At 63.1% G+C, this 25,367-nt stretch carries 21 protein-coding genes; 6 read left to right on the top strand and 15 right to left on the bottom strand.

Going from position 1 to position 25,367, the window contains the following annotated elements:
* Positions 1–105: 105 nt before the first annotated feature.
* Positions 106–2,466, bottom strand: a complete 2,361-nt coding sequence (locus M2332_RS02615) for a TonB-dependent receptor (RefSeq protein WP_264572859.1) — start codon at positions 2,464–2,466, stop codon at positions 106–108.
* A 138-nt stretch (positions 2,467–2,604) separates the two neighbouring features.
* Between M2332_RS02615 and M2332_RS02610 the strand changes: the two genes are divergently transcribed.
* Positions 2,605–3,492: a LysR family transcriptional regulator gene (locus M2332_RS02610; RefSeq protein ID WP_264574874.1), complete on the top strand. Its 888-nt coding sequence runs from the start codon at positions 2,605–2,607 to the stop codon at positions 3,490–3,492.
* 22 nt (positions 3,493–3,514) lie between these two features.
* Here M2332_RS02610 and M2332_RS02605 read toward each other — a convergent pair whose 3' ends face one another.
* The 5 genes from M2332_RS02605 to M2332_RS02585 all read right to left on the bottom strand — a co-directional run bounded on the left by M2332_RS02605 (position 3,515) and on the right by M2332_RS02585 (position 10,436).
* Positions 3,515–4,429 (bottom strand): cation diffusion facilitator family transporter, encoded by a 915-nt coding sequence (locus tag M2332_RS02605; RefSeq protein ID WP_264572858.1) that lies wholly within the window; start codon positions 4,427–4,429, stop codon positions 3,515–3,517.
* A gap of 205 nt (positions 4,430–4,634) precedes the next feature.
* Positions 4,635–5,714 (bottom strand): amidohydrolase family protein, encoded by a 1,080-nt coding sequence (locus tag M2332_RS02600; protein WP_264572857.1) that lies wholly within the window; start codon positions 5,712–5,714, stop codon positions 4,635–4,637.
* A 14-nt stretch (positions 5,715–5,728) separates the two neighbouring features.
* Positions 5,729–8,854, bottom strand: coding sequence for a TonB-dependent receptor domain-containing protein (locus tag M2332_RS02595; RefSeq protein ID WP_264572856.1), 3,126 nt, complete (start codon positions 8,852–8,854; stop codon positions 5,729–5,731).
* A 56-nt stretch (positions 8,855–8,910) separates the two neighbouring features.
* Positions 8,911–9,954, bottom strand: a complete 1,044-nt coding sequence (locus M2332_RS02590; protein ID WP_264572855.1) for a FecR family protein — start codon at positions 9,952–9,954, stop codon at positions 8,911–8,913.
* Positions 9,951–10,436 (bottom strand): RNA polymerase sigma factor, encoded by a 486-nt coding sequence (locus tag M2332_RS02585; protein ID WP_264572854.1) that lies wholly within the window; start codon positions 10,434–10,436, stop codon positions 9,951–9,953. The genes M2332_RS02590 and M2332_RS02585 overlap by 4 nt, the downstream gene beginning before the upstream one ends.
* A 224-nt stretch (positions 10,437–10,660) precedes the next feature.
* Between M2332_RS02585 and mazG the strand changes: the two genes are divergently transcribed.
* Positions 10,661–11,425 (top strand): nucleoside triphosphate pyrophosphohydrolase, encoded by a 765-nt coding sequence (gene mazG, locus M2332_RS02580; RefSeq protein ID WP_264572853.1) that lies wholly within the window; start codon positions 10,661–10,663, stop codon positions 11,423–11,425.
* 9 nt (positions 11,426–11,434) lie between these two features.
* Here mazG and hflX read toward each other — a convergent pair whose 3' ends face one another.
* The 7 genes from hflX to dusB all read right to left on the bottom strand — a co-directional run bounded on the left by hflX (position 11,435) and on the right by dusB (position 20,777).
* On the bottom strand, positions 11,435–12,763 hold the full coding sequence (hflX, locus tag M2332_RS02575; RefSeq protein ID WP_264572852.1) for a GTPase HflX: 1,329 nt from the start codon (positions 12,761–12,763) through the stop codon (positions 11,435–11,437).
* Between the two features lie 44 nt (positions 12,764–12,807).
* A complete protein-coding gene (hfq, locus tag M2332_RS02570; protein WP_264570320.1) occupies positions 12,808–13,296 on the bottom strand; it encodes an RNA chaperone Hfq in 489 nt (162 codons plus the stop codon).
* Between the two features lie 150 nt (positions 13,297–13,446).
* Positions 13,447–14,817, bottom strand: coding sequence for a sigma-54-dependent transcriptional regulator (locus tag M2332_RS02565; protein WP_264572851.1), 1,371 nt, complete (start codon positions 14,815–14,817; stop codon positions 13,447–13,449).
* A 12-nt stretch (positions 14,818–14,829) separates the two neighbouring features.
* The gene (locus M2332_RS02560; RefSeq protein ID WP_264572850.1) at positions 14,830–17,082 is read right to left on the bottom strand and encodes an ATP-binding protein; all 2,253 of its coding nucleotides are present in this window, start codon (positions 17,080–17,082) and stop codon (positions 14,830–14,832) included.
* 98 nt (positions 17,083–17,180) lie between these two features.
* Positions 17,181–18,635, bottom strand: coding sequence for a nitrogen regulation protein NR(I) (gene ntrC, locus M2332_RS02555; RefSeq protein ID WP_264572849.1), 1,455 nt, complete (start codon positions 18,633–18,635; stop codon positions 17,181–17,183).
* Positions 18,632–19,753, bottom strand: a complete 1,122-nt coding sequence (locus M2332_RS02550) for a two-component system sensor histidine kinase NtrB (RefSeq protein WP_264572848.1) — start codon at positions 19,751–19,753, stop codon at positions 18,632–18,634. Before M2332_RS02550 ends, ntrC begins: the two co-directional genes overlap by 4 nt.
* Entirely contained in the window at positions 19,743–20,777 is a 1,035-nt protein-coding gene (gene dusB, locus M2332_RS02545) for a tRNA dihydrouridine synthase DusB (protein WP_264572847.1), read from the bottom strand. Before dusB ends, M2332_RS02550 begins: the two co-directional genes overlap by 11 nt.
* An 83-nt stretch (positions 20,778–20,860) precedes the next feature.
* Here dusB and M2332_RS02540 point away from each other — a divergent pair, with 83 nt between their 5' ends.
* Complete coding sequence (locus tag M2332_RS02540; RefSeq protein WP_264572846.1) at positions 20,861–22,069, top strand: bifunctional 2-C-methyl-D-erythritol 4-phosphate cytidylyltransferase/2-C-methyl-D-erythritol 2,4-cyclodiphosphate synthase; 1,209 nt, start codon at positions 20,861–20,863, stop codon at positions 22,067–22,069.
* A 105-nt stretch (positions 22,070–22,174) separates the two neighbouring features.
* Positions 22,175–22,714, top strand: coding sequence for a CinA family protein (locus M2332_RS02535; RefSeq protein WP_264572845.1), 540 nt, complete (start codon positions 22,175–22,177; stop codon positions 22,712–22,714).
* Here the strand turns inward: M2332_RS02535 and M2332_RS02530 are convergent.
* Positions 22,660–23,136 carry a type II toxin-antitoxin system RatA family toxin gene (locus tag M2332_RS02530; RefSeq protein ID WP_181559680.1) on the bottom strand — a complete coding sequence of 159 codons (477 nt, stop codon included), beginning with the start codon at positions 23,134–23,136 and terminating at the stop codon, positions 22,660–22,662. The genes M2332_RS02535 and M2332_RS02530 overlap by 55 nt on opposite strands.
* Positions 23,137–23,142: 6 nt before the next feature.
* Positions 23,143–24,081 (bottom strand): lipoyl synthase, encoded by a 939-nt coding sequence (lipA, locus tag M2332_RS02525; protein WP_264572844.1) that lies wholly within the window; start codon positions 24,079–24,081, stop codon positions 23,143–23,145.
* A gap of 65 nt (positions 24,082–24,146) precedes the next feature.
* Between lipA and M2332_RS02520 the strand changes: the two genes are divergently transcribed.
* Positions 24,147–24,788, top strand: coding sequence for a carbonic anhydrase (locus M2332_RS02520; protein WP_181559678.1), 642 nt, complete (start codon positions 24,147–24,149; stop codon positions 24,786–24,788).
* Between the two features lie 3 nt (positions 24,789–24,791).
* Entirely contained in the window at positions 24,792–25,175 is a 384-nt protein-coding gene (locus M2332_RS02515) for a gamma-glutamylcyclotransferase (protein ID WP_264572843.1), read from the top strand.
* Positions 25,176–25,367 lie beyond the last annotated feature (192 nt).

The following is a 25,367-nucleotide window of genomic DNA, read 5'->3' as shown; positions in this document are numbered from 1 at the left end:
CGTGATCGTCAGACCCCATCGTGAATGTTGTTCCGCCGATCAGTTGCATCAGGAAAACCCTCATATTCCCTGCCGCCCGGCGCGTGTCCGGGCGGCAGGAACGGATCAGAACGCCCGCCTGACGGTGAGCGACCATTCACGCGGCGCGCCGGGCGTCCCGATGACGAGGCCGATCGGCAGGCGTGTCTTGTTCTGGTAGTAGAACTTGTCGGTGAGGTTGGTCACGGCGAGCGAGACCTTCCAATCCTCATCGGCGGACTGCCAGGTCAGTCGACCATTCAGCATCGTATAGGCCGGCACCAGGGAGGCCGGGTTATTGTCCGAATTGGTGTAGAAGGACGACTGATAGGCGAGATCGAGGCGCGGGGTCAGCGTGCCCGCGTTCCCGACGAGGATCTCATATTGCGCACCAGCGCTGACCTTCCACTCGGTCACGAAAGGCGCGATCGAATTGAGCGTGATTCCGGCAATCGTGGCGCCCGCCGCGCCCAGCTTCGTGAGCTGGAAATCGAGGTAGCTGACACTGCCGTCGAACGACAGGCCACGGAGCGGATTGACGGTCAGTTCCGCCTCGAACCCCTTGAACCGGGCGTCGCCGGCATTGGTGGGGGTCGCGTTTTGCGGTGTCAGGACAACCCCGTTCACAACGGTTGGCGCCGTGTTCGAGAAGATGATGTCCTTGTAATTGTTGATGAAGGCAGACGCATTCAACCGGACAGCGCGATTCAGCATATCGCTCTTGAAGCCGATTTCATAGGCTTCCAGCGATTCAGGATTGAACGGCACCACCTGCTGGATGACGAACGGCCGCGGATTGACGCCACCACCGCGGAAGCCCGTGGAATATTGCGCGAACACCATCAGATCGTCGGTCAGGCGATAATCGATATTGGCGCGATAATCCCAGCGTTTGCCGCTGTAACTGCCCACCGCACCGTCGATCAGGCGCTGTGCGGTATAGCTCACCTGGCTCGTGTTGAACGGGTTGAAGCGACGGAAGTTATAGTCCTTCTTGTCGTCGGTGTAGCGAATACCGCCGGTCAGGTTGAGGCGATCCGTGAGATGCGCCGTGACATGGGCAAAGCCGGAAACGCTGCGTGCCGGAATGGTGTCATCCGAATAGAAAACGGAAGAGGTTGCCGCCCCGGGCGCAATGATGCTGCCGCCCTCAATATAGCTGGTGGCCTTATAATAATAGCCGCCCAGCGTCCAATCCAGCAGCCCCGAAATGCTCGTGCCATTGAGGCGCAGTTCCTGGGTGAACTGGTGATGGGTATTGGTGATGTTGTTGGTGTTGATGCCATAGGGCGTCGTGTCAAAATCCGTGCCATAACGGCCGGATATGCTTTGATACGAGGTGATCGACTTCAGAGCCAGATCAGGGCCGAGCTTCCAGTCGATCGAGCCAGAGACTTCCCAAGTGCGAAGACGCGTATTAGGCTGCCACACGACCGTATTGTGGCTGCCGCCGGCATCGGTGAATGCGGGCGTCGTGTAATTCGCGTAGTTTGTGTACGATTCCGGTCCGGTGATGAAGACGTTGCGGTTGGTGATGCCGGGCGTCAGCGTCGGCGCAACCGTAATCGCGAGCAGCTTGGTTGCGCTCGGTTCTGAGTCGTCCACCAAACGGCTGGCCGCCACATTGACCTCGATGTCGTCACTGGCGACCCAGCGCAAAGCAACACGCCCGGCGGTGTACTTCGTGCCGCCTTCCTGTCCGATCACGCAATCTTTGCCCACCGCGGCAGAGGCCGTGAATACCCCGTTATTCGGGTAGACGCATCCGAAATCCAGCCGGTCGAGATACCCCTTCTTGCTGCGCGTGGCGCCCGATACACGCACGAAGAGCCGATCCGGCACGAGCGCGAAATCGCCTGCACCGCGCAAGTCGAGGCGGTCGAAGCTCCCCGTCGTGGCCTCGATGAAGCCGCCTTCGCCCGAGGGTTTCTTGGTGAAGAGCTTGACTGCCCCGCCGATGGAGTTCTTGCCCGCCAGCGTTCCCTGTGGCCCGCGCAGGATCTCCACCCGCTCGAGATCGAGCAGGTCCAGTTGAGAACCGAAGACCGTGCCATGATAGACATCGTCGACATACAGGCCCACGCCCGGCTCATAAGCGAAGTTGGTATCCGCCTGTCCGACACCGCGCACATAGATCGCCGCGCCAGGGCCGAAGGCCGAGGTCGTCGGCTTCAAGACGACGTTGGGCGCGCTGTTCGTAAGATCAGTGACGGTGTTATAGCTGCGCGACTCCATCATCGCGCTATCCATCGCGGTAATGGCGATCGGCGTGTCCTGAAGACGCTGCGAGCGGAACTGGGCGGTCACCACAATATCGCCGACGCCCCCATCGGCCTCCTGCGCGCTATTGTCGATTGTGGCTTGTCCCTGTGCCATAACAGGCGTGACGGCAGATAATGCGACGGCCACGACGCTGGCCCGTACGAGTAAAGTGCGAATCTTGGACACGATTCCTCCCCCTTATAAACATTGATCCGTCCCCTCTCGCGGGCCGGTTGATCGTCAGTTCGGAGGAAAGCGCTTGAGAAGCAATGTACCGGCGGGCTATCACCGTGATAACCAATTGGTTATCGGTGTGGTGTGGGTATGGCGACGACGAGACAGCTCGAGATTTTTCTGGCGGTGGTGGAGGCCGGCGGATTCCGCCGGGCTGCGGATAAGCTCGACATCAGCGAAGCCTCCGTCAGCAAGCAGATAAAAGCTCTGGAACGCGCGTGCGGGGCGGCCCTCTTCGACCGCGCGGCTGGAAAATCGCCGGAGCTAACCAGCGGCGGTCAGCGCACGCTGAAACTCGCGAACGAAACCCTTCAGCTTAAAAAGCAAATCCAGTCGCCGAAATTGAACGCAGGTATCGAAGAGGATCTGGAATTTATAACGAGGCCTTATTTCTTCGAAACATTCGTGAAGCCTAAAATAAAAATTATCAATGAAGCCGTTTATCCGAGCAAATTGCGGTTGACGATTCTGGAATCGACAACGGAGATCGTTAATCGTATCTCCACCAATCACAGTGCATTCTGCATCGCGAGATTATATGTGCAGCAGAATGATCAGGTGAATTTTCATTATCTCAAAAAATCTCTAGCCTCGGTCTATGTTCCTACGAACATTTATAAAATGTGCGTGGATGGAAAAATAAACATCGAAGATTTGCCTTATGTCACTCCGAGCTCCAATCACGGAGTTAACGAGATTTGCATCAAGGAAATTCAATCCCGCGAATTTAATCACAACATAATCCAGTCTCAGGTTTTTTCAGACCAGATTATTGCGGAAGCCATTGAGAGGGGCGCCAAGACGTTCCTGCTCGATCATCACGCCCGCTCTGCCGTTGAGAGTGGTGACATCGTGAAATTATCTCGTGACCAAACGACGTTCTGGATTACGTTCGTCTGCAGCAAGAAAAGCTCAGATGATATTCAAAAGAGAGTTTTGAGCTCGATCAGGAAAGTCTTTGATCAGGAGATGTTCTAAGTCGGTCGGGGGCCTCGCGTTCTCATCCGTGCCGATGCTCTTCCGCGCAGGCGAGATCGGGCGCTTCGGTCTGCACCGTCACATGGTGAATGGCGAAGCGCGATGCGATGGCCTTGGTCACGGCCATGCGGATGGCATCCGCGCGCCCCTCCCCGCTCAGGGTGACATGACAGGTACAGCTGATATCGTCGTTCGACATCGACCAGACATGGAGATCGTGGACATCGGCGACACCCGGCACGGCAGCGATAACGCGGCGGACCTCGCCCAGATCGAGCCCCTGGGGCGTGCCTTCCAGTAGGATGTTGGTGGTATCGCGCAGGAGGACCCAGGTCCGCGGCAGGACCCACAGGCCGATCGCGATCGCCACGGCCGGGTCAATCCATGTCGCCCCGGTGAGGCGAATGGCAATGGCACCCGCGATCACCCCGATTGAGCCGATCATGTCGGCCCATACCTCCAGATAAGCCCCTTTCACGTTGAGGCTCTTGTCCTTGCCGGCCGAGAGGAGTCGCATCGAGACAAGGTTCACGACCAGCCCGATCGCCGCCACGATCATCATGCCCAGGGACTGCGTCTCCTGCGGCGCGTTGAAGCGCGAGATCGCTTCGGTGAAGACGTAGATCGCGATCATGAAGAGCAGAACCGCGTTGAACGCGGCCGCCAGAATCTCGAACCTTCGATAGCCGAACGTCCGCTTGTCATCGGCGGGCCTGCGACCGATGCGGATGGCTAGCAGCGCGATCGCCAGCGCTGCCACGTCCGTCAACATGTGCGCTGCGTCGGACAGCAGGGCGAGGCTGTTGAAGACAAACGCGCCCACCACCTCCGCGACGAGATAGATCGAGGTGAGGATGAGAGCCAGGACCAGCATCCGGGCGCTGGCCCCGGCGGTATGATCATGGGCGTGCCCACCACCGTGATGATCATGCGCCATGTGGGACTCCTTCCATCGCCAGCTTGTAGGCATTCTCTGCCTACGCCATCCGTGCGCCGTAGCGCGCGTATAATGTCGACAGAACGAACAAGCTCAGCAAGGTTGCCGATATGGCGCCGCCAGGCCGGCCCGCCTCAACCCAAAAGAAACAGGCCGCACCAACCCAATGGTGCGGCCTGCGCTGTTTTGCTTTCGCCGCGGTGGCTCAGATCTTGAAAAGCTGCTGCGCGTTGGTGCCCAGGATCTTGTCCCGCTGCACGGGCGGCAGCGCGCTGACCCTTGCCTTCACGCCGACCATGTCCTGGATGGAGAAGGGATAGTCCGAGCCGTAGAGCACCCGGTCCTCGCCGACTTGCTTCACAAGAAATTCGAGCGTGGGCTGGTCGTAGACGATCGCGTCATACCAGAATTTGCGGAAGTAGGCGCTCGGCGGCTTGTTGACGAGCCGGCGGCTGGTGGTGTTCTCCCACATCTTGTCCATCCGTGCGATGAGGTAGGGCAGCGTGCCGCCGCCGTGGCAGGCGATCAGCTTCAACCCTTCGAACTTGTCCATGAAGCCTGTGAGGATGAAGCGCGCATACACCAGCGCAGTGTCGCTGGTGAAGCCGATGGTGTTGGCGAGGCCGAAAGATTCCACGCCCCACTTCTTGATGTCGACCATCGGCACCGTCGGGTGAATGAACGCCGGCAGGCCGGATTCCTCCACCGCCTTCCAGACCGGATGGAAATGCTCATTGTCCGGCAGCATGCCGACCATGTTGGTGATCAGGCAGAGGCCAGCGGCTCCCATGCCGCGCACGCGCGCGAGTTCCTCGATGGCGGCATCGGGATATTGCCAGGGTAGCGAGGCCATCCATTTGATGCGGCCGGGATATTTCTTCTCCGCCGCCGCGAAGTCGTCATTCACCTCGCGCGCGGTCTGGATCGCAACCTCGCGCGTGCTCCAGAACACATTCGGCGCCGTAAGGCTGATGATCGCGATATCGACCCCGGCCTTGTCCATGGCGGCGATGCGCATGTCGAGGTCGGTCATATCCGGCGCCAGCCGCACGATCGGCGCGCCACGATAGGAGATTGTTTCGTCCGGCGTCGTGGCGAGGAGACGAGTGTCTTCATCCGGGTGCTTGCGCAGCATTTCCACCCAGCGCGGGGTGAAATTGTGGGTGTGAACGTCGATGACAGGCACTTTCGCGCCGCCGCGTCGCTGTGCGCCGGCGCTGCTGGCCATAGCAGCAAGGCCGAGGCCCGCCGCGCCGGTCAGAATATCTCTGCGTTCCAGGGTCATCTCTTTCTCTCCTCTTAAAATTTCAGACGCACGCCGGCGCGGTAGCTGCGGCCGGTCTGGTCAAAGAAAACAGGGTTGGTCACCGAGTTGCCCGGCGCGATGGGCGGGTCCGTATCAAACAGATTATTGATCGCGGCATAGATCTGCATCGTGGAATCCCCTGCCCCACCGATGGTGTAGCGCAGCGAGAGATTGAAGGTCAGCATGTCGTCCACGACATTATTGTCGATGCTGTTGGCCAAGGTGTTGCTGTAATTGGGATCATCCGGCCCGATCAGGCTGGCATCATAGCTGCCCTTGGGAATGTAGTGCCCCTGCACCGTGGCACCGAACGGTCCCTTCTCGAAGGTGAAGGTCCCATCCAGCGTATATTTAGGCACGCCGATCGGGCCGCCGACCTGACGCCCGGTCTGCCCGGCGCGGTCCAGAGAGCCCGTCGCATCCACCTGGATCAGATCGAACACGCGGGTCGCCAGCAGGTTGATGGCGATGCGGTTATCGGCCCCGAAGCGCTTCGAGAAATCCAGCTCGAAGTCGATGCCGCGCGTCTTGATCTGGTTGACGTTGAGATACTGGTCCACCACGTCCGTGATCAGGCCGCTGGGGCCGGTGTCGCGCGTGATCAGCGCGCAGTAGCTGGCCCCGCCCGCGTTACAGCGATCCGTGATCACCTGCGCGCCGACGAGGTCGATCGCGTCGCGGATCTTGATATCGTAATAATCCGCGGAGAAGCGCAGCCCCGGGATCATCCGCGGCTGAAGCACGACGCCGGCGGTGGTGGTATCCGCAATTTCCGGCCGCAGCGACTGGTTGCCGCCGCGGAACACGCGTGCAAGCACCTGACTGCTGTTCGAGATGTCGAAGATGGAGCCCTGCGAGGCCACCAGCGGCGTATAGAGTTCGGCGGCATTGGGCGCGCGGATGTCGCGCGACCGTGTGCCACGGAAGCGCACGCCCTCGACCGGCTCATATATGCCACCGAGCTTCCACGTCGTCACAGAGCCGCTGGTGCTGTAATTCGTGCGGCGGATCGCCCCGTTGAACTCGAGCAGTTCTATGCCGGGCATGTCGCGGAGCAGCGGAACGACGGTTTCCGCATAGCCTTCCACGATGTTGATCGTTTCCGGCCCGAAGGACGAGGCGTTTGCGATGTAAAAGCCGTTAGTCAGCGAGATCGGGTCTGCCGTGCCGCTCACACGCTCGCTGCGATACTCGCCGCCCACCGCGATGGAGACGGGGCCGGAGCCGAAGTCGAACAGATCGCCCCGCAGGTTGGCGGCGACCACATGTTGCTGAAAGCGCGTGCGCTGCTCGGAGGTGCCGAAGCTGTAGGCGCGCGCCGCCTCCGAGAAGCGATACTGCCCGAACAGATTGAGCGGCTGACAGCCCGTCGCGGCGGCGCGGACCGCAGCATTGGGGCTGAGGGTCGCACGGCATACGATATTGCCATTGTCCACCCCGGTGCGGAACCGGCCTTCGTCCACGGCATCCAGCGCCCGCGTGAAGTTGGCGGTGATGCGGTTGTTCTCGACGATCTGGCTCGCGTCAGTCTGGCCGAATTGATAATAGGCGTCCGCCTTCCACCCATTGCCAAGATCGGCATCGAAACCGCCGACGATGCGAAAGGTCTTGGTGACATTGTCGCCAACGGCCACGCCAAGATCCTGCCCGACGCGCCCGAAGGTGAGCGTCTGCGCGCCAAGCGTGGTCATCTGGTTGACGATCGAGCGCGGCAGATAGGGGTTGTCGCGATTGATGGTCAGATTGGTGTCGCGGGTCTGCGCGCCCGGCGTGATGACGCGCACCCGGCCATAGGACACATCGATGAACGGCGTCACCGCGCCCAGCTCATATTCGGTGCGTCCGTAGAGGGCATAGCGCTCCACAGGCACTTTCAGAACGCCAGCGGACCGGAAGGCGTTCTGCCCTTCCCCGCTCCCGCCCTGCATGAACAGCGTCGCATACTGGCCGCGCACGAATGGAACGGGGTTGCCTGCATCGTCGAACTGGATCGTCGCGAGCGCGGTCGGGGCGTTGATCTTGCCCGCATAGGTCTGCGTCGCCGTATGGACGTTCGGGCTGATGATCCGCGCTGCTTGACCGTTGGTCCGGTAGGCGGTGTTGGTCAGAACCTGCCATTCCTGCGCACACAGATCGTAGCTGTAGCAGCCGCCCATGCCGCGATTATTGTTGTACTCGCCGCCGATGATGACGTGGCCGCGTCCACCGGCAAAGCTGGTGCCTGCTGCGGCGGCGATCAGCTGATCGCTATCCTCGCCTCGCTCGGAGATGCCAGCCTGCACATTGACCCGGAAGCCCTGCATCTTCTTGTCGAGAATGAAGTTCACGACGCCGGCGACGGCATCCGAGCCATAGGCCGCCGAGGCGCCGCCCGTCACCAGCTCGACGCGATTGATGAGGATGCCGGGAATTAGATTGGTGTCGACAGCGCCGGCAATCGTGCTGGGCACGAACCGGCGCCCGTCGACCAGAACCAGCGAGCGCTGCGCGCCCAAGCCGCGAAGATCGACTGTGCGGGCGCCACCGGCGCCAATGGTCACGCCGGACGTGGTTGGCGAAGTGGTGGCGCGAAAGGCGGGAAGCTGGGCAAGCGCCTCGCCAACGCTGGCCGCCGAGGTATTCGCCAGACGCTCGCTACCGAGCTGCGTGACAGGCGTCGGCGCGGTGAAGCCGGATCGGGCGATCCGTGAGCCGGTGACCACAATCGCATCGCCCTCTTCGGCCTCCGGCGCCGGCTCAGCCTGAGCCATGGCTTGCGGCGCAGGCGCGGCGGGCGCTGGTGCGGCCATAGCGGCGGCAGGTCGCGGCTCCATGCGCACGACGGTGAAGCCGCTGCCGCGCTCCAGCGGCTGCAGCGGTGCGCTTCCCAACAGCCGGGCGAGCGCTTCCTTGGGTTCATACTGCCCCTTGATGGGGACCGACGGGCCATAGCCTGTGGACGAGGCCGAGAAGACGATCGACGTGCCGCTTTGCAGCCCGAACGTCCGCAGGGCTGATGGCAGAGGCTGCGATGGAATATCGAAATCGACCGGCTTGGCCTGCGCCGCCGAAGCGACCAGCGCGGTCGCCGCCGCGCCGAGCATCAGGGCGCCGCGCGTGTTGAAACCAGACATGAACATGAAAATCCCCTCACCTGTTTTTAGACTTCTCTACCTGATGAGGCGGTTCGCGCGATTTACCTCAGTCGTGCGTTCAGATTTCTTTCACGGGCGATGTCCAGCAACCGATATTCCCCGTCGGAAACCCGCGTCCATCGGGCCACGCCCATGGCATCGATGGCAGAAAGAAATGTCGATACGTCTCCGGCGCGGAGCACGGCGCTCATCCGCCGCTCGGCAATGGCGGGCGTGCCGATGAGGATTTTGGCCGGGAGATAGCGATTCATCTCGGCCACGATGTCGCCGAGCCGGGCTTCGTCGAAAATCAGGACACCCTCCCGCCAGCGCGAAACATTGCGCAGATCGACCGGGGCGAGTGTCCAATTGCCGTCCCCTGCGACGAGGCGGTAGCCGGGGCGCATGAAGACGGTCGACGCCGTGTCCGACTTTGTCTTGAGGCCCTGCACGACGACATGGCCCTCCATGAGCGTCAGCTCGACGGTCCGCTCGACGAGATTGACGTCGAACTGGGTGCCGAGCGCCTTGATCCGCTGACCACCGGCCATCACGACGAAGGGCCGCTCGCGATCTTTCGCCACCGCAAAGTTGGCGCGGCCGCTCAGCAACTCGATGCGCCGGGTCGTCTCGCCCATGCTCGCCTTGAGCGCGCTGCTCGCATCGAGGAAGACCTTGCTGCCATCGGGCAGGACGATCGCCGACGTCTTGCCCTCCGGCGTTTCGTAATAGGCTGTGACGACGGACGCTCGCTGCTCGCTGCTGGTGGGCAGCAGATCGAGCGCAACGACGGCCGTCACGGCACCAGTGAGCAGCAGGCCGAGAGCCGCCGCGATGGCGAGCCGGCGTTTGCCCCGCGGCGCCTGGCGCGCCTCCTCGCGCAAAGCCATGATTTCGGGATGGGAGCGGAGGCGGTCTAGTTCGAGAAACTGGGCAACCAACGCGTCATAGTCGCGCCGGTTCTCGTCACGTTCGGCAAGCCAGCGCTCGAACTGGCGAACCTCTTGCGGAGGCAATGTGCCTGAGCGCACACGGGCGACCCATCCGGGGGCATCCACGGGCGTCGGCCGGTCGGCGGGTCGCACGAGGCGAGGCAGAAACTTCATTCCGTCCCCCTGGCATTGTCGTGCAATGCTTTCAAAGCCTGCATGATGTGCTTTTCGACGGCGCTTGCCGAGATGCCCAGATGCGCCGCGATCCGGGCGTAGGTCATCTCCTCGAAGCGATGAAGAACGAACACCTGCTGAGTGCGCGGAGGCAGCGTGCGGATCACCTCCAGAGCAGCGGTGAGGCTTTGCTGCCCGATCAGGATGCGTTCTGGCGAGAAGGGATCGATCTGATCCGGCACCTCTTCGTCAGCATAGCGCAACTGGGCATTTTTGTGGTGCCGCCGCGCCAGCACATGGGAGGCGATGGTGAAGAGATAGCCCTGCACATTCTCGATTTCCGCGCTTTTCTGGCGGCTGTGCAGATTGGCCAGGACTTCCTGCACGAGATCCTCGACCTCGCCGATGGGCACCCGTTTGCTGAAATAGCGATGCAAAGCGCGCCGGTGCAGCGACACGCGTTCGTCATCCAAAACAGGCACGGATTTATCCTGCACCTATGCCATCTCCGTGAGAGGTCCGTTTGTTCTGTTTTCTATGAGCGTCGTTACCCGGAATTCCTCAGCGCATTCATAAAAAAAGAAAATTCAGTTTCTCTTTTTGGGTGACTCCGAGCCCGATGGGGAGCTTAGTCCGGTCGGTGCTGGAGTTTGGACATCGACCTGTCTACCGTCTTGCGAGCTTTCCTATCGTGACGGAACCTTCATTGAGCAACACACCCGCAGACATCGCACCGCTTCAGGACATCATGGCGCGGCTTCGCAATCCGGATGATGGCTGCCCGTGGGATGTCGCCCAGACCTTCGCCACCATCGCGCCTTACACGATCGAGGAGGCCTATGAGGTCGCCGACGCCATCGAGTCCGGCGATATGGCGGCGCTCAAGGATGAGCTGGGCGATCTGCTGTTCCAAGTCGTGTTTCACAGCCAGATGGCTTCGGAGCAACAGGCCTTCGATCTTTCCGATGTGATCTCCGCGATTTGCGAGAAGATGTTGCGGCGCCATCCGCATGTTTTTGCAGCGCCCGGGTCGGTCTCGCCCGGTTGGGACGAGATCAAGGCCGCAGAGCGCGCCGGCAAGCCCTCGGATGATCGCTCGGCCTTGTCAGGGGTTGCCCTCTCCCTGCCCGCGCTCTCGCGGGCGGAGAAAATTCAGAACCGTGCCGCGCGCGTCGGGTTTGATTGGGATGACATCGCAGATGTGCGCGCCAAGGTGCGGGAAGAGCTGGAGGAGGTCGAACAGGCTACCGATCAGGCAGAGTTAGAGGACGAGATCGGCGACCTGTTGTTTGCGGTTGTCAATCTCGCGCGGCATCATCATGTCGATCCCGAGACGGCGCTCCGCCGGGCGAGCGGGAAGTTCGAGCGGCGGTTCCGCGCCATGGAAGCCGATGCGGGCGAGGCATTTCCCGGTTTGTCTCTGGATGAGAAGGAAGCGCTCTGGCAGAAGGTCAAGCGCGCCGAGCGTTGAGGGCGAGCCTCAGGCGATCAGTCCGGCCTGGTCGCCGTGCAGGCGCACGAAGCGATCATAATCGGCCGGCTCCATCCGCACAGAGACGTGGATGGTGACTTCGCCCCCATCGGCCTCTGCCGTTTCGGACAGCACTTCGCCATGGGCATGAAGCCAGGCAAGCGCCGCGCCTTCACGTCCGCTCAGATCGAACTCGTAGCGCCGGTGGCTCTTGCCGAGGATATCGGAAAGGCGCCGACGTAGCGCCTCGATCCCCTCGCCCGTCAGCGCGGAAACAAGGGCGACATCGGGCTCATGCTCGGCCCGGTTGCGGATCGCGGCCTGATGGTCGGGATCGTCGATAAGATCGACCTTGTTCCAGACTTCCAGCACCGGCACGGCGCTGTCCGCAGGCGCCTCGTCATCCTCCCCGGCGACGGCCCCCAGATCGGCCAGCACGTCCAGCACATCGGCTTTCTGCGCGTCGCTGTCGGGATGCGCGATATCACGCACATGGAGGATGAGATCGGCGGATAGTACCTCTTCGAGCGTTGCGCGAAAGGCCGCGACCAGTTGGTGCGGCAGGTCCGACACGAAGCCCACCGTATCCGAGAGAATGGCCTTGTCGATGCCCGGGAGGCTGATTTGCCGCATCGTGGGATCGAGCGTGGCGAACAGCATGTCCTGCGCGACCACAGCCGATCCGGTCAGGCGATTGAACAGGGTCGATTTGCCAGCATTGGTATAGCCGGCGAGCGCGATCACCGGCCAGGGCGCGCGCTGGCGCCGGGCGCGATGAAGCCCGCGGGTCCGCGTAACCTGCTCAAGCTCGCGCCGGATGCGGGCCATGCGATCGCGGATCATCCGCCTGTCGGCTTCGATCTGCGTTTCGCCGGGGCCGCCAAGAAAGCCAAAGCCGCCGCGCTGCCGCTCCAGGTGGGTCCAGCTGCGCACAAGCCGGCCGGCCTGATAATCGAGATGGGCCAGCTCGACCTGCAGGCGCCCCTCGGCCGTGGCGGCGCGCTCGCCGAAAATCTCCAAGATAAGGCCGGTGCGGTCGATGACCTTGGCGGCGCAATTCTTCTCAAGATTGCTCTGCTGCACGGGTGTCAGATTATTATCGACGACGATGAGCTCGGCCTGCTCACGCGCGGCCAGCGCGGCGATCTCTTCCACCTGCCCGGAGCCGAACAGCGTGGCCGGGCGGGACTGCCGCACGCGGAACGCCGCGGTCCCGCACACGTCCAGTCCGATGGCGAGCGCGAGTCCTTTGGCTTCCTCCAGCCGGGCCGAGACGTCCCGCCGCTGGCGTCGCCCGAGATCGGCGTGGACCACGATGGCCCGCGTCCCACGCGTCACTTCTTCCTGATCGAGATGAAAACTAATGGGTCATCCCCATCTGTTCAGTCCTCATCTTCATCATTTTCGCCCGAGAGATCGAGCGGATGGGTGGGCTGAACGGTCGAGATGGCATGCTTGTAGACGAGCTGCACGAGACCATCGCGCTGGAGCAACATGCAGAACAGGTCGTAAGCCGCGATCTCGCCCTGAAGCATCACGCCGTTGACCAGAAACATGGTTACCGGGTCACCGGACTTATGGACCGCCGACAGGAAAATTTCCTGCAAAAGCTTCGGCTTGCGCTCATTTGATGAGAAGGCGGATTCAATCTTGGCGAGATCCATCGGATGCGCAGGCATGACCGTGGAAATGGCGTGCTTGTAGACCAGTTGGGTTTGACCGTCGCGCCGAAGCAGGACCGAGAAATTATCAAACCAGGTGACGATGCCCTGAAGCTTGACGCCCTTGACCAGAAACATGGTCACCGGGGTCTTGCTCTTGCGAAGACTGTTGAGAAATATGTCCTGTAAGTTATTGAGTTTTTCGGCCATTTTCTACTCCATTATTGGCGGCTCGCTGTCCGCGTCGCGCTCTGTCAAAGCGTCGATATGCCCCATGAGTGGGGTGACTGGTGCAAGCTATGTGATTCCCAGGGAGAAATCCAGCCCCGGCTTGTTGCGCTGCACAAAGGTTCTTAGTGCTCAACTATCGCGTTCATCTCCCAAGCCAAGCGACTTCAGCTTGCGGTGCAGGGCCGAGCGCTCCATGCCAATAAACGCAGCGGTCCGCGAAATGTTGCCGGAGAAGCGCTTGATCTGGATGCGCAGATACTCCCGCTCGAAATTCTCGCGCGCTTCCCGCAGCGGCGCCCCCATGATCGCGGTGGACATGGCGCTGTCGTCGCCGCCGCCAGTGGCCTCCGCCGGCAGCATCTCCAGCTCGATGACGCCGCCCGAATTCATCGGCGCCAGAATGACGGTGCGCTCCACGACATTGCGGAGCTGGCGGACATTGCCCGGCCAATCAGCCGATTGCAGGGCGGCCATCGCATTGGGCGCCATGTTGGGAGAGGCCATGCCGCGCTCAGCGGCAAAGCGTGCTAGATAATGCTCGACCAGCCCGGGAATGTCGTCCCGCCGTTCTGCCAGAGGTGGCAGGGTAAGCGGCACGACATTGAGCCGGTAATAGAGATCTTCACGGAACCGCCGCGCGGCAATCTCTTCCTTGAGGTCGCGCGCCGTGGACGAGATGACCCGGATGTCGACTTTCACCTGCCGCTGGCCGCCGATGCGCGTAAAGCTTTGGTCGGTCAGCACCCGCAGGATCTTGCCCTGCGTGGTGAGGGGCATGTCCGCGATTTCGTCGAGGAACAATGTGCCGCCATGGGCCTGCTCCAGCAGGCCGGGCCGGATCACCCCGTCTGAACCCTCCACGCCGAACAGCGCTTCTTCGGCGCGCTCCGGCTCGATCCGCGCCGCCGTGACGATCACGAACGGACCGCTCGCCCGCGTCGACCAGTTGTGGAGCATCCGCGCCGCCACTTCCTTGCCGACGCCGGCCGGTCCGGTAATCAGCACCCGGCTGCCGGTGCCGGCGACCTTCTTGATCGTCGCACGCACCGTGTTGATGGCATTGCTGGTGCCGGTCAGTTCCTCTTCCTGTCCGAAGCGCGCGCGCAGCACCTGATTTTCCCGGCGCAGGCGCTCGGTTTCCGTCGCCCGGTTGACGATGTGAAGAAGCTGGTCGGATTCAAACGGCTTCTCGATGAAATCGACCGCCCCGCGCCGGATCGCCGCGACGGCCGTATCGATATTGCCATGGCCCGAGATCATCAGCACCGGAATGCTGGGGTCTCGCTCCTTGATGATGTCGAGCAGTTCGAGGCCATCCAGTTTTGACCCCTGCAGCCACACGTCCAGCAACACCAGCGATGGGCGCCGCGCGGCAAGCGCTTCCAACGTCTCGTCACTATTGGCCGCCAGGCGCGTCTCGAACCCCTCATCCTCGAGGACACCCGCGACCAGTTCCCGGATATCGGCTTCGTCATCGACGATCAGAACATCAAGCGCCATTCAACGTCTCTTTCATATTGTCTCGGCCCTCTCGTCGCCCTCGGCGAGGCGCGACAGCCGTTCCACGTCGAAGCGGAGAGTCACGACTGTGCCTCCGCTTTCGGCATCGCCGAAGGTGATGGAGCCGAAATGTTCCTCGACGATCTTCTTCACGATCGCGAGCCCGAGGCCGGTGCCCTTGGCGCGCGTCGTCATATAGGGTTCGATGATCCGCTCGCGCTGCTCGGGCAGGCCGATGCCGTCGTCGGTCACGGAGATGGCGAGCTGCCCTTCCTCACGCAGCACGAGCATCGTCACATGGCCATGCGGGGCATTGGCGGGCGGTTGATCGCCTTCCCCCTTCGGCGTGTCGGCAAGATGCCGCTGCTCGATGGCCTCGACCGCGTTCTTGACGATATTGGTCAGCGCCTGGCCGATCTGCCGGCGGTCGCAGACCAAGGCCGGATCGGCTTCCTCGCTATCGAAGGTGAAAGTAATCTCGGGGTGCGCGACCTCATGCAGGAACATCGCATGGCGGGCGATGTCGATCACCGCTTCCTCCCGGAAGACGGGCTTGGGCATGCGCGCGAAGGAGGTGAACTCATCGACGATACGGCGCAGATCGCCGACCTGCCGCACGATCGTTTCGGTCAGGCGGCGGAAGGTGCTGGGATCGGACTCGATCTCCTTGCCGTAGCGACGCTGCAGCCGCTCTGCGGCGAGCTGGATCGGGGTCAGCGGATTCTTGATTTCATGGGCGATCCGGCGGGCGACATCCGACCAGGCGGCGCGGCGCTGGTCGAGCAGTTGCTCGGTTATATCATCGAAGGTCAGCACCTGATTGCCGTCCTCGACGACCACCCGAACCGCGAGCGTGCGCACCTCGCCCCGCGCACGGATCTGGATGATGTCGGCGCCGGTGCCGGCCTCCATCAGCGCTGCCAGCTCCTCGGACACATCGGCAAGCCGTTGGCCGACCGCCTGTTCGCCAGGGCGCACGAGCAGACCCGCTGCCGAGCTGTTCAGGATCTGGATGGTGCCATCGCGGTCGACGGAGACCACGCCCGCGCTGACACCCGACAGCACGGCCTCGATGAGCGCCCGCCGATCTGCTAGCTGATTATTGGCCGAGACGAGCGCGCCGGTCTGCGCCTCCAACCGCTGGGTCATTCGGTTGAACGCGCTTGCCAGTGTGCCCAGTTCGTCGCGAGAATGAGAGTCAGTGACCCGCGCCGACAGATCGCCTGCCGTCACACGCCGCGCGGCATCCACCAACTCTCCCACCGGTCGGACGAGTCGATCCGCTACGGCCAGCGCGATCCACACTGCCGTGCCGACCAGCATCAATGTGCCGATGAACAAAGCGATGTTGAAGCGCAGCTGTAGCTGCCGCGAGCGCGCGGCAAACTCGTCATAATCGGCGAGCACGGCCTGGGCGCGCTCCATCTCGCTGAAAGCGGAGACGGCCGAATCGCGGGTGGCGTAGAGGAATGTGTTGGACTCGGGATAGAGCAGCACAAAGGCTTCGATCTGGTTGGGCTTGGCCTGCACCACGACGGGCTGGCCATTGCGCAAATCGCGGATGATCTCCGGCGTCAGCATATCCGTGGCCGTCTGCCGTTCCGGATCGACCGTGGCTGCCGTCCGCGCGACGCCGTCCTTGCCGATCTCGATGATCGCCGAGCGGTTCAGTTTCCGCGTGACCACCTGATAGATATAACCCTCCGCGAAGGACGGGCTGGAAATGCTTGATTGGGAGAGATAATTGCGCAGGTCTCCCGCCATTGTCACGGTCTCGTCGCTCAACTCCTTGAGGTTGGACTGATAATAGCCGCGAGCAAGATCGGAGGCGTTCTGGAGCATGCCGCGCGCATCAGCTGAGAACCAGAACTGCACGCCATATTGGAAGAGCAGCGAGGCAAAGATCACCACCAGCAGCAGCGGCAGACTCGCGATCACCGAGAACAGGGCGACGAGGCGGACGTGCAGACGCCCATTGCCGCCCACGAGGCTGCGATTGGCGCGCCGCCGGGCGATCCTCTGGCCGAGCAGAACGAGCAGCAGAATGGCCGGCAGAAGATTGAGGACCAGCAGCAGCGCCACCACGGCGGCGCTGAGCAATGTGTCATCATCCTGGGGACGCGTGAGCAACCACCAGGTGAACCCCGCCGTGGCGACAAAGACCCCCGCTGTGAGCGGAACAGCCAGACGACTGAGCCGCTGCCAGATGCGCAACGGCCGCGACGGATCGCTCACATTGTCCAGCACGGTCGATCTTTGATCCATCGTGGCACCGATACAACATCGGCGTGGCGGAGCAAACACGCTTAACACGCGACGGTGGAAGTTACGGCGCTGGCCGGCCCCGGTCTATCGCACCGCAATCAGCGATGGCGCAGCGGCATGGTGGGGTCGATATCATAGTGATTGAGCTTCTTTCGCAAGGTGTTGCGATTGAGCCCCAGTGTGGCCGCTGCCCGGATTTGATTGCCATCCATTGCGGCAAGCACTTCGCTCAAGAGCACAGGTTCGATGACGTCGAGCAGCCGGTCGTAAAGCTCGCAGGGGCTGGCATTGCCGCCGACCGCGAGGTGATCCCGCGCCCAGCGCCGCGCCGCTTCCGCCAGATCGGCGGCGCTGCTGTCGGCCGGGTCGCCCACGCTGTCCTGCACGCGCAGCACCTGCCGGACATGCTGGACCTGAATTTCCTGATCGCGCGTGAGCACGGTCAGGCGCTTCATCAGGTTCTGGAGTTCGCGCACATTGCCAGGCCAGTCATAGCGCTCGAGCAGCGCGGCGGCCTGCTCGGAGAGCAGCTTGCTCGGCAACCCCTCGAAGACAGCTTGATCAAGAAAATGCCGCGCGAGGATCGCGACATCACCTGTCCGCTCACGCAGCGCCGGCAGGCGAATCGGCACGACGTTGAGGCGATAGAACAGGTCTTCGCGAAACCGGCCTTCGCTAATCAGGGTTGGCAGATCCTGATTGGTCGCGGCGATGATGCGCACGTTGACCCGCACCGGCCTTGTCCCGCCCACCGTCGTGATTTCGCCGGACTGGAGCACCCGCAGCAGCCGCGTCTGCGCGTCCATCGGCATGTCGCCGATTTCGTCCAGAAACAGCGTGCCGCGCTCGGCCTGCTCGAACCGGCCCGCCGTTCGCGCGAAGGCGCCCGTAAACGCGCCCTTTTCGTATCCGAACAGCTCGGCCTCGATCAGCTCGCGGGGAATAGCGGCCATGTTGATCGCCACGAACGGTTCATTGCGGCGCGGCCCCAGGCTGTGGATCGCCTCGGCCACCAGTTCCTTGCCGGTCCCGGATTCGCCCAGAACCAGAATGTTGAGATCATTGCCCACCACCCGCGCGATCGTGCGATAGACCTCCTGCATCTGCGGCGAGCGCCCGATAAGGGGCAGGCCGTCGTCCGTGCCCTCACCAGCCGACGGTTCCGCCAGCTTGCCCTTGGCCCGAACGCTGAGTGCTTCCGCCACCGCGCGGCTAAGCTCATTCAGATCGAACGGCTTTGGCAGATATTCAAATGCACCCTGCCCTGTGGCGCGTACGGCCGTGTTGAGCGTGTTCTGCGCCGAGAGAATGATGACCTTGAGGTCAGGCTCGGAAGCCAGAATATTGCCGACATCATCGAGACCATCGCCGTCCGGCAGGATCACGTCGGTAATCAGCACATCGGGCGTGAAGCTCGCCAGCGCCTCATGGCGGTCGGCTATCGAGCCAGCGGTGCGGATGATGTGGCCTTGCCGCTTGAGCGCCTCGCTGACGACCATGCAGATCGCCGGATCGTCATCGACCACCAGAACCTTGCCAGTCAGGCGCGTCATAGGCTCCCTCCCATCGGCAGCAGAACTCGGAAGATCGACCGCCCGGCAACCTTGTCGCGCTCATATTGCACAAGGCCGTTCATATCGCGCACCAGCTTGTCGACCAGCGCGAGACCGAGGCCTTGCCCGCTTCGCTTGTTGGAAATGAAGGGGTTGAACAGTACGTCACGGATATTGTCCGGCACGCCGGGGCCATTGTCGATCACCTGAATCTCGATCTGCAGCGGTGCGGCGCCCTTACCGCGCGCGCCCATCACCGACAGGCCATGGCGATAGGCCGTCGCAACCTGAACCGCGCCATCCGCCATGCCGTCCACGGCCTCTACCGCATTCTTGACCAGGTTGAGCATGATCTGGACCAGCGCGTCGCCATTCACCTGTGCGAACGGGAGGGACGGGTCATAGGTGCGGGTGATCGTGCAATTGCGGGCGAACCCGGCGCACGCCAACTCCACCGCCCGGTCAAGCAGCGGATAGATATTCTCCGGTCGGCATTCGAGCGGCTGATTGCTGGTGAAATGCTGCATCCGGTCGATCAGGGCGGCGATCCTGTCCACCTCGTCGCAGATCAGCTTGGTGAGCGGCCGGGTTGCCTCCCCGGCATCGCCCTCCAGCAATTGCGCCGCGCCGCGAATGCCCGAAAGCGGGTTCTTGATCTCATGGGCGAGCATCGCTGCCGCGCCGGTCGCCGAGCGCACGCCCATGGATGTGCGCCGCGTGCCGAGTGCCTGCGACTGGCCATGGACATGCAGGGCGACGATCCGCCAGCGATCGTCCTCCAGTAGCGGATGAATGAGAATATCCATCTCCAGCGCTTCATTCCGCCCGGCATGGACCTGAATATCATAGGCAGACAGCGGCTTGTCCGTCATCCAGATCGCCGCATCGACGCGTGGATCGGCGATGCGCAGCACCCGCCCGATGGCGCTGCCGACCAGCGCCGAGCGTGCCATGTTGAGCAGCGTTTCCGCGCGCGCATTGGCCGTGACGATCCGACCGTCCGGATCGATCATCAATGTCGCGACGGGATGCGCGGAGACGATTTCGGCAGCGGCAGGCAGGGATCGGGTCGGTGCATTCGCATCCGCCCCAGCCCTGAAATCGGCCTCAGGCTGCATTCCTGGCCTGTTCCGGTTCCTGATCGAGCCGTTCAGGGTGCGTCACGAACGGCGTGTAGAAGCGCTCCAGCATATCGAGCACGGTCGCCGCATCCGGCACCTGATTGACCATGTTGCGGAACTCGGCCGAGCCGGGCAGGCCCTTGGTGTACCAGCCGAGATGCTTGCGGGCCATATTGACGCCGGTCGTCTCACCATAGTGATCCAGCATCGCGTGATAATGCTCGACGATCACGGCATATTGCTCGGCAATGTCAGGGTTCTCAACGGTCCGGCCGCTCACCAGACCCTGCATGACCTGCCCGAGAAGCCACGGCCTGCCATAGGCGCCGCGCCCGATCATCACGCCATCGGCGCCGCTTTGCGCCAGCGCTGTGCGCGCGTCGTCGAGCGAGCAGATGTCGCCATTCACGATCACGGGTAACCTCACCGCATCCTTGACGCGGCGCACGAACGCCCAGTCCGCGCTGCCCTTGTACATCTGGTTGCGGGTCCGCCCGTGAACCGTAATCAGCTTGGCGCCCAAATCCTCGGCGATGCGTGCCAGCTCGGGTGCGTTCAGGCTGTCATGGCACCAGCCCATTCGCATCTTCACGGTCACAGGCACATCGACCGCCTTCACGGTCGCCTCGATCAGTCGGGCAGCGAGCGGCAGGTCGCGCATCAGCGCCGAGCCGGCATCGCCATTCACCACCTTCTTGACCGGGCAACCCATGTTGATGTCGATGATGGCCGCGCCTCGATCGGCATTGAGCTTGGCTGCCTCAGCCATTTCAGCGGGCTGGCAGCCGGCGAGCTGAAGCGACACCGGTTCCTCGACCGGGTGCCAGGCGGCCTTCTGCAGCGATTGCCGCGTCTCGCGGATCATCGCCGGTGAGGCGATCATTTCTGTGACGTTGAGGCCCGATCCATAGCGCCGCACGAGCGTGCGGAACGGCATGTCAGTCACGCCCGTCATGGGCGCAAGAACGACCGGTGTCTCGATCCGCACGGGACCGATCTGGATGGGTTTGAGCAGCGTCATGACCGGAATGTTGCCTAAAAAACAGGCAGCCCTTACCGCGAATGACGCTGGCGGGCAAGCAAGCCGTGCGCTAAGCGCGCCCCATGCCCGATCAAGCCCCTCGCGCAGGCCTGTCAGCCGCGATTTTGCTCGCTGCCGGTGCCGGCTTGCGCACCGGTCACGAGACACCCAAACAGTTGCGAACGCTCGCCGGCAAGCCGGTTGTGGCCCATGCGCTGGATGCGTTGCGCGCCCATCCCGGCGTTGGCCCTGTGGCGCTCGTCGTGCCGCCAGGCAGCGAGGATGCGATGCGCAGCCTGCTCGGCCCCCGCGCGGAAGGTCTGATGATCGTTGCAGGTGGCAGCAGCCGGCGCCTCTCCGTTCTCGCCGGTCTTGAGGCGTTGGCCGGCAGCGAGCCCGGTGCAGCCCATGTGCTCGTTCATGACAGCGCCCGACCGCTGCTTCCGGTTGCCGTCATCGACCGAGTGCTCGGCGCACTCGCCGATGGCGCGCGATGCGTGGTTCCGGTACTCCCCGTGGTCGACACGCTGGTGCGCTCCGGTGGCGACGAGGCCGGCCAGGTGGTCGACCGGTCGGTCCTCGCGCGCGTGCAGACCCCGCAGGGCTTCGATTTTGCCGCGCTCATGGCCGCCCATCAGCAGTGGACGGGCCCCGAAGAACCGACCGACGACGCGCAGATGCTGCGGCGCGTCGGCATCGACGTGGCATTGGTGCCGGGCGACAGCGCGCTTGAGAAGATCACGGGACCGGGCGATCATGAACGGATGGAGCGACTATTGACGGTCGGCATGAGCACGCGCGTGGGTATGGGTTTCGATGTGCATCGCCTCGTGGAAGGCGAAGATCTTTGGCTGTGCGGCGTGCAGATTCCCCACAGTCATGGCCTCTCCGGCCATAGCGATGCCGACGTGGCGATCCACGCGCTGGTCGATGCGATGCTCGGCGCGTTGGCCGAGGGGGATATCGGGAGCCATTTCCCACCCAGCGACCCGCAATGGAAGGGCGCGGCTTCGGATCGGTTCCTGGCCTTCGCCTGCGATCGCGTGTCGGCGCGCGGGGGGCGGATCGATCATGTTGACGTGACGATCATCTGCGAGGCACCCAAGATCGGGCCGCATCGCGGAGCCATGCTCGCCCGTCTCGCGGCGATCATGGCGCTGCCGGAAGGCAGGATCAGCGTGAAGGCGACCACCACCGAGCGGCTCGGGCTGACCGGCCGCGGCGAGGGCATCGCGGCGCAGGCCGTGGTGACTCTGCGCGTGCCGGATGATGACGTTGAACCCGCATCGTGACGCGGCCTCAAGGCAACCAAATGCCAGTCGCCGCCGTTCCCGTTCGTCGAGGTCATCGTTAATGCCGTTGGCTTTTCAACCCGATGCGATCATGCGTGGACGATCATGAGTGAGTCGACCCTGAACAATGCCGATGGCGTGCTGCCTGCCGAACTTGTCGTGCTGGCCCGTCGCGTTATCGCGGAAAATCGCGCCATTGGCCGCACCGTTGCGGTCGCGGAGAGCTGCACCGGGGGGCTGGTTGCTGCCGCATTGACCGAAATTCCCGGATCGTCCGCCGTGTTCGAGGCAGGCTTCGTCACCTATTCGAACGCGCAGAAGGTCAAATTGCTCGGCGTCAGCGAAGATGTGATCGATGCCTTCGGGGCGGTCTCGATCGCCACCGCCTGGGCGATGGCGCATGGCGCCCTCAACCGGACGGGCGCCGATGTCGCCGTCTCGATCACCGGCGTGGCCGGTCCCGATGGGGGAACGGAGTTGAAGCCGGTCGGGACGGTCGTGTTCGCCCGCGCGGAAAAAGGCATGCAGGATGCCGATGCCGTCGCCGACTTGCGGAAATTCGAGGATGAAGGCCGCGCGAAAGTGCGGCTTCAGGCGGCGCTATGTGCGCTCGAACTGCTGCTGCCCGAGGCATCGGCGCCGTAAAGGGCCGCCGCCCGCTCTTCAAAAGCGCCGATCATCTTGCGCAGCGCCCGGTCGAACACCTGGCCGGCCAACATCTCGAACATGCGGCTCTTGAACGCGAAATCGACTTCGAAGTCGATCAGCACCCCGCCCTCCCCATCCGGCCGGAAACGCCAGTCGTTGGAGAGATGGCGCAACGGCCCGTCGACATAATCCACATGCACATGATGCGGCCGCTCCTTCACGACGCGCGAGGTGAAGGTCTCGCGCAGCCCCTTGAAGCCGACCACCATGTCCGCCAGCATCTCCGTGTCGCTGTTCGAGCGGACCCGCATGGCGCTGACCCACGGCAGGAACTCCGGATAGGACGCGACGTCAGCCACCAGATCGAACATCTGTTCCGGCGAGTAAGGCAGATGGCGGGTTTCGTTATGCTTGGGCATGGGCGTTCAGAGGCTGCTTTTCATCGCGGCTTTGGCGAGCGCAGTTTCGCGCGCGGCCCGCATCTGGGCGAAGTCATCGCCGGCATGATAGCTTGAGCGGGTGAGCGGGCTGGAAGCGACCTGCAGGAAGCCCTTAGCCCGCGCGATAGCGGCATAAGCCTTGAACGCCTGCGGGGTCACGAACTCCGCCACGGCGGCGTGCTTGGGCGTCGGGCGCAGATACTGGCCCATGGTCAGGAAATCGATATCCGCCGAGCGCATGTCGTCCATCACCTGATGGACCTCGAGGCGCTGTTCGCCGAGGCCCAGCATGATGCCGGACTTGGTGAAAATGGAGGGATCGAGCCGCTTCACCGTCTCCAGCAGCCGCAGCGAGGCATAGTAGCGCGCGCCCGGGCGGATCGTGGGATACAGCCGGGGCACGGTCTCCAGATTGTGATTATAGACATCCGGCCGCGCCGCGACGATGGCCTCCACGGCGGCCTCATGCTTGTTGCGGAAATCCGGCGTCAGAATTTCGATCGTCGTTTCCGGCGTCGTGCGGCGCAACGCCTCTATCACCTTCACGAACTGGCCCGCCCCGCCATCGGCCAGATCATCGCGGTCCACCGACGTCACGACGATGTGCTCAAGACCCATTTCGGCGCAGGCATCGGCCAGATTCTGCGGCTCCCGCGGATCGACGGGCCGGGGCATCCCTGTCTTCACATTGCAGAAAGCGCACGCCCGGGTGCAGGTGTCGCCCAGGATCATCACCGTGGCGTGCTTCTTGGTCCAGCACTCGCCGATATTCGGGCAGGCCGCCTCTTCGCAGACCGTCGCCAGCCCCTTGTCCCGCATCAGCTTGCGTGTGGCTTCGTAACCGGCGCTGACCGGCGCCTTGACGCGGATCCAGTCGGGCTTGCGCGGGCGGAAGCCTGCGGGATCGGACGAGAGATCGTTCATGCCGCCCAGATAGCGACCGCAAAGCCCGCTTGCCAGCCCCCACGATCATCGGCAAAGAAATTGCCATGGTACAGTTTTCAGACATGCTCGAAGGATATCGCCGGTTTCGCGGTCAGGACTGGTCTGAACAGCGCACGCGCTGGGCGGAACTGAGCGAGGGCCAGAGCCCGCGCGTGATGGTGATCGCCTGTTCGGATAGCCGCGTCGATCCGACCCAGATTTTCGACACCAGTCCCGGGGAAATCTTCGTCGTCCGCAACGTGGCGGCGCTGGTGCCGCCGTTCGAAACCAATCCCGGGCGGCACGGCGTGTCTGCTGCCGTCGAGTTCGCCGTGCAGTTCCTCGGCGTGGGGGAAATTCTTGTGATGGGCCATGGCATGTGCGGCGGCTGCAACGCGGCGCTCACCCGTGCCATGCACGATGCGGCGCCCGGCGAGGGCGGGTTCATCGCGAACTGGATATCCCTGCTCGATGACGCGCGGGCCGAGGTCGTCGCGACGCATGGCAGCGACCATGGCGGCGCGGCAGGCCGGGCGATGGAACTGGCCGCCGTCAAGGTCAGCCTCGCCAATCTGCGCACCTTCCCGTGGATCGCGGAAAAGGAAGCCAGCGGCGCGCTGGCGCTCCGAGGCGCATTCTTCGCCATATCGGATGGCGTCCTGCACGTGCTCGATGAGCAGAGCGGCGACTTCGCTCCGTTCGAATAGGCGATGGACACAGAAGTCGCTTTCTTCGTCTACGGACTATTGATGACAGGCGGACCGGGCTTCGCTGCGCTCGGCATGGAGGGCGGCGTGCGCCGGCTCGGGCCGGACCGGGTGGTCGGCCGGCTCTATCATCTGGGTGATTATCCCGGCCTGGTAACGGGCGAGTCCGGCGTGGTGCATGGCGAACTGATCGGCATCCGCGATCCACTGCTGCTCGAGAAGATGGATGTCTACGAGTTGTACGATCCCGATAAGCCCGGCGCGTCAGAGTATCGCCGCATCGAGGTTGACCTGCTGGATAGTGGGCGCCGGGTCTGGACCTATGAGTATAATCGCAGCGTCGAGGGTTTGCCGGTGATCGCCACCGGCCAGTGGCGCAACGCGTAGTCTGGCGTCACGCCGACATCCAGCGCTCTCGCCAAATTGGGTCGATCCGCGCCCAGTCGGCGAACGCTCGTGAAGCGGCCGGTCCAAATCGCCAGCACCGTGGCGACCCCTTGTCCGTCAAAAGCAATCCGCCGGAGCACCAGACCGGGTCCGATTCTGCAGTGAGGGGCAGCCGAGCGGCCTGACGGGAGC

Origin of the sequence: Sphingobium sp. B11D3A (genome assembly GCF_025961695.1) — a bacterium.
Classification (GTDB): Bacteria; Pseudomonadota; Alphaproteobacteria; order Sphingomonadales; family Sphingomonadaceae; genus Sphingobium.
The sequence above is the reverse complement of the archived record's forward strand: the minus strand, read 5'-3'. Positions and strand labels throughout refer to the sequence as shown.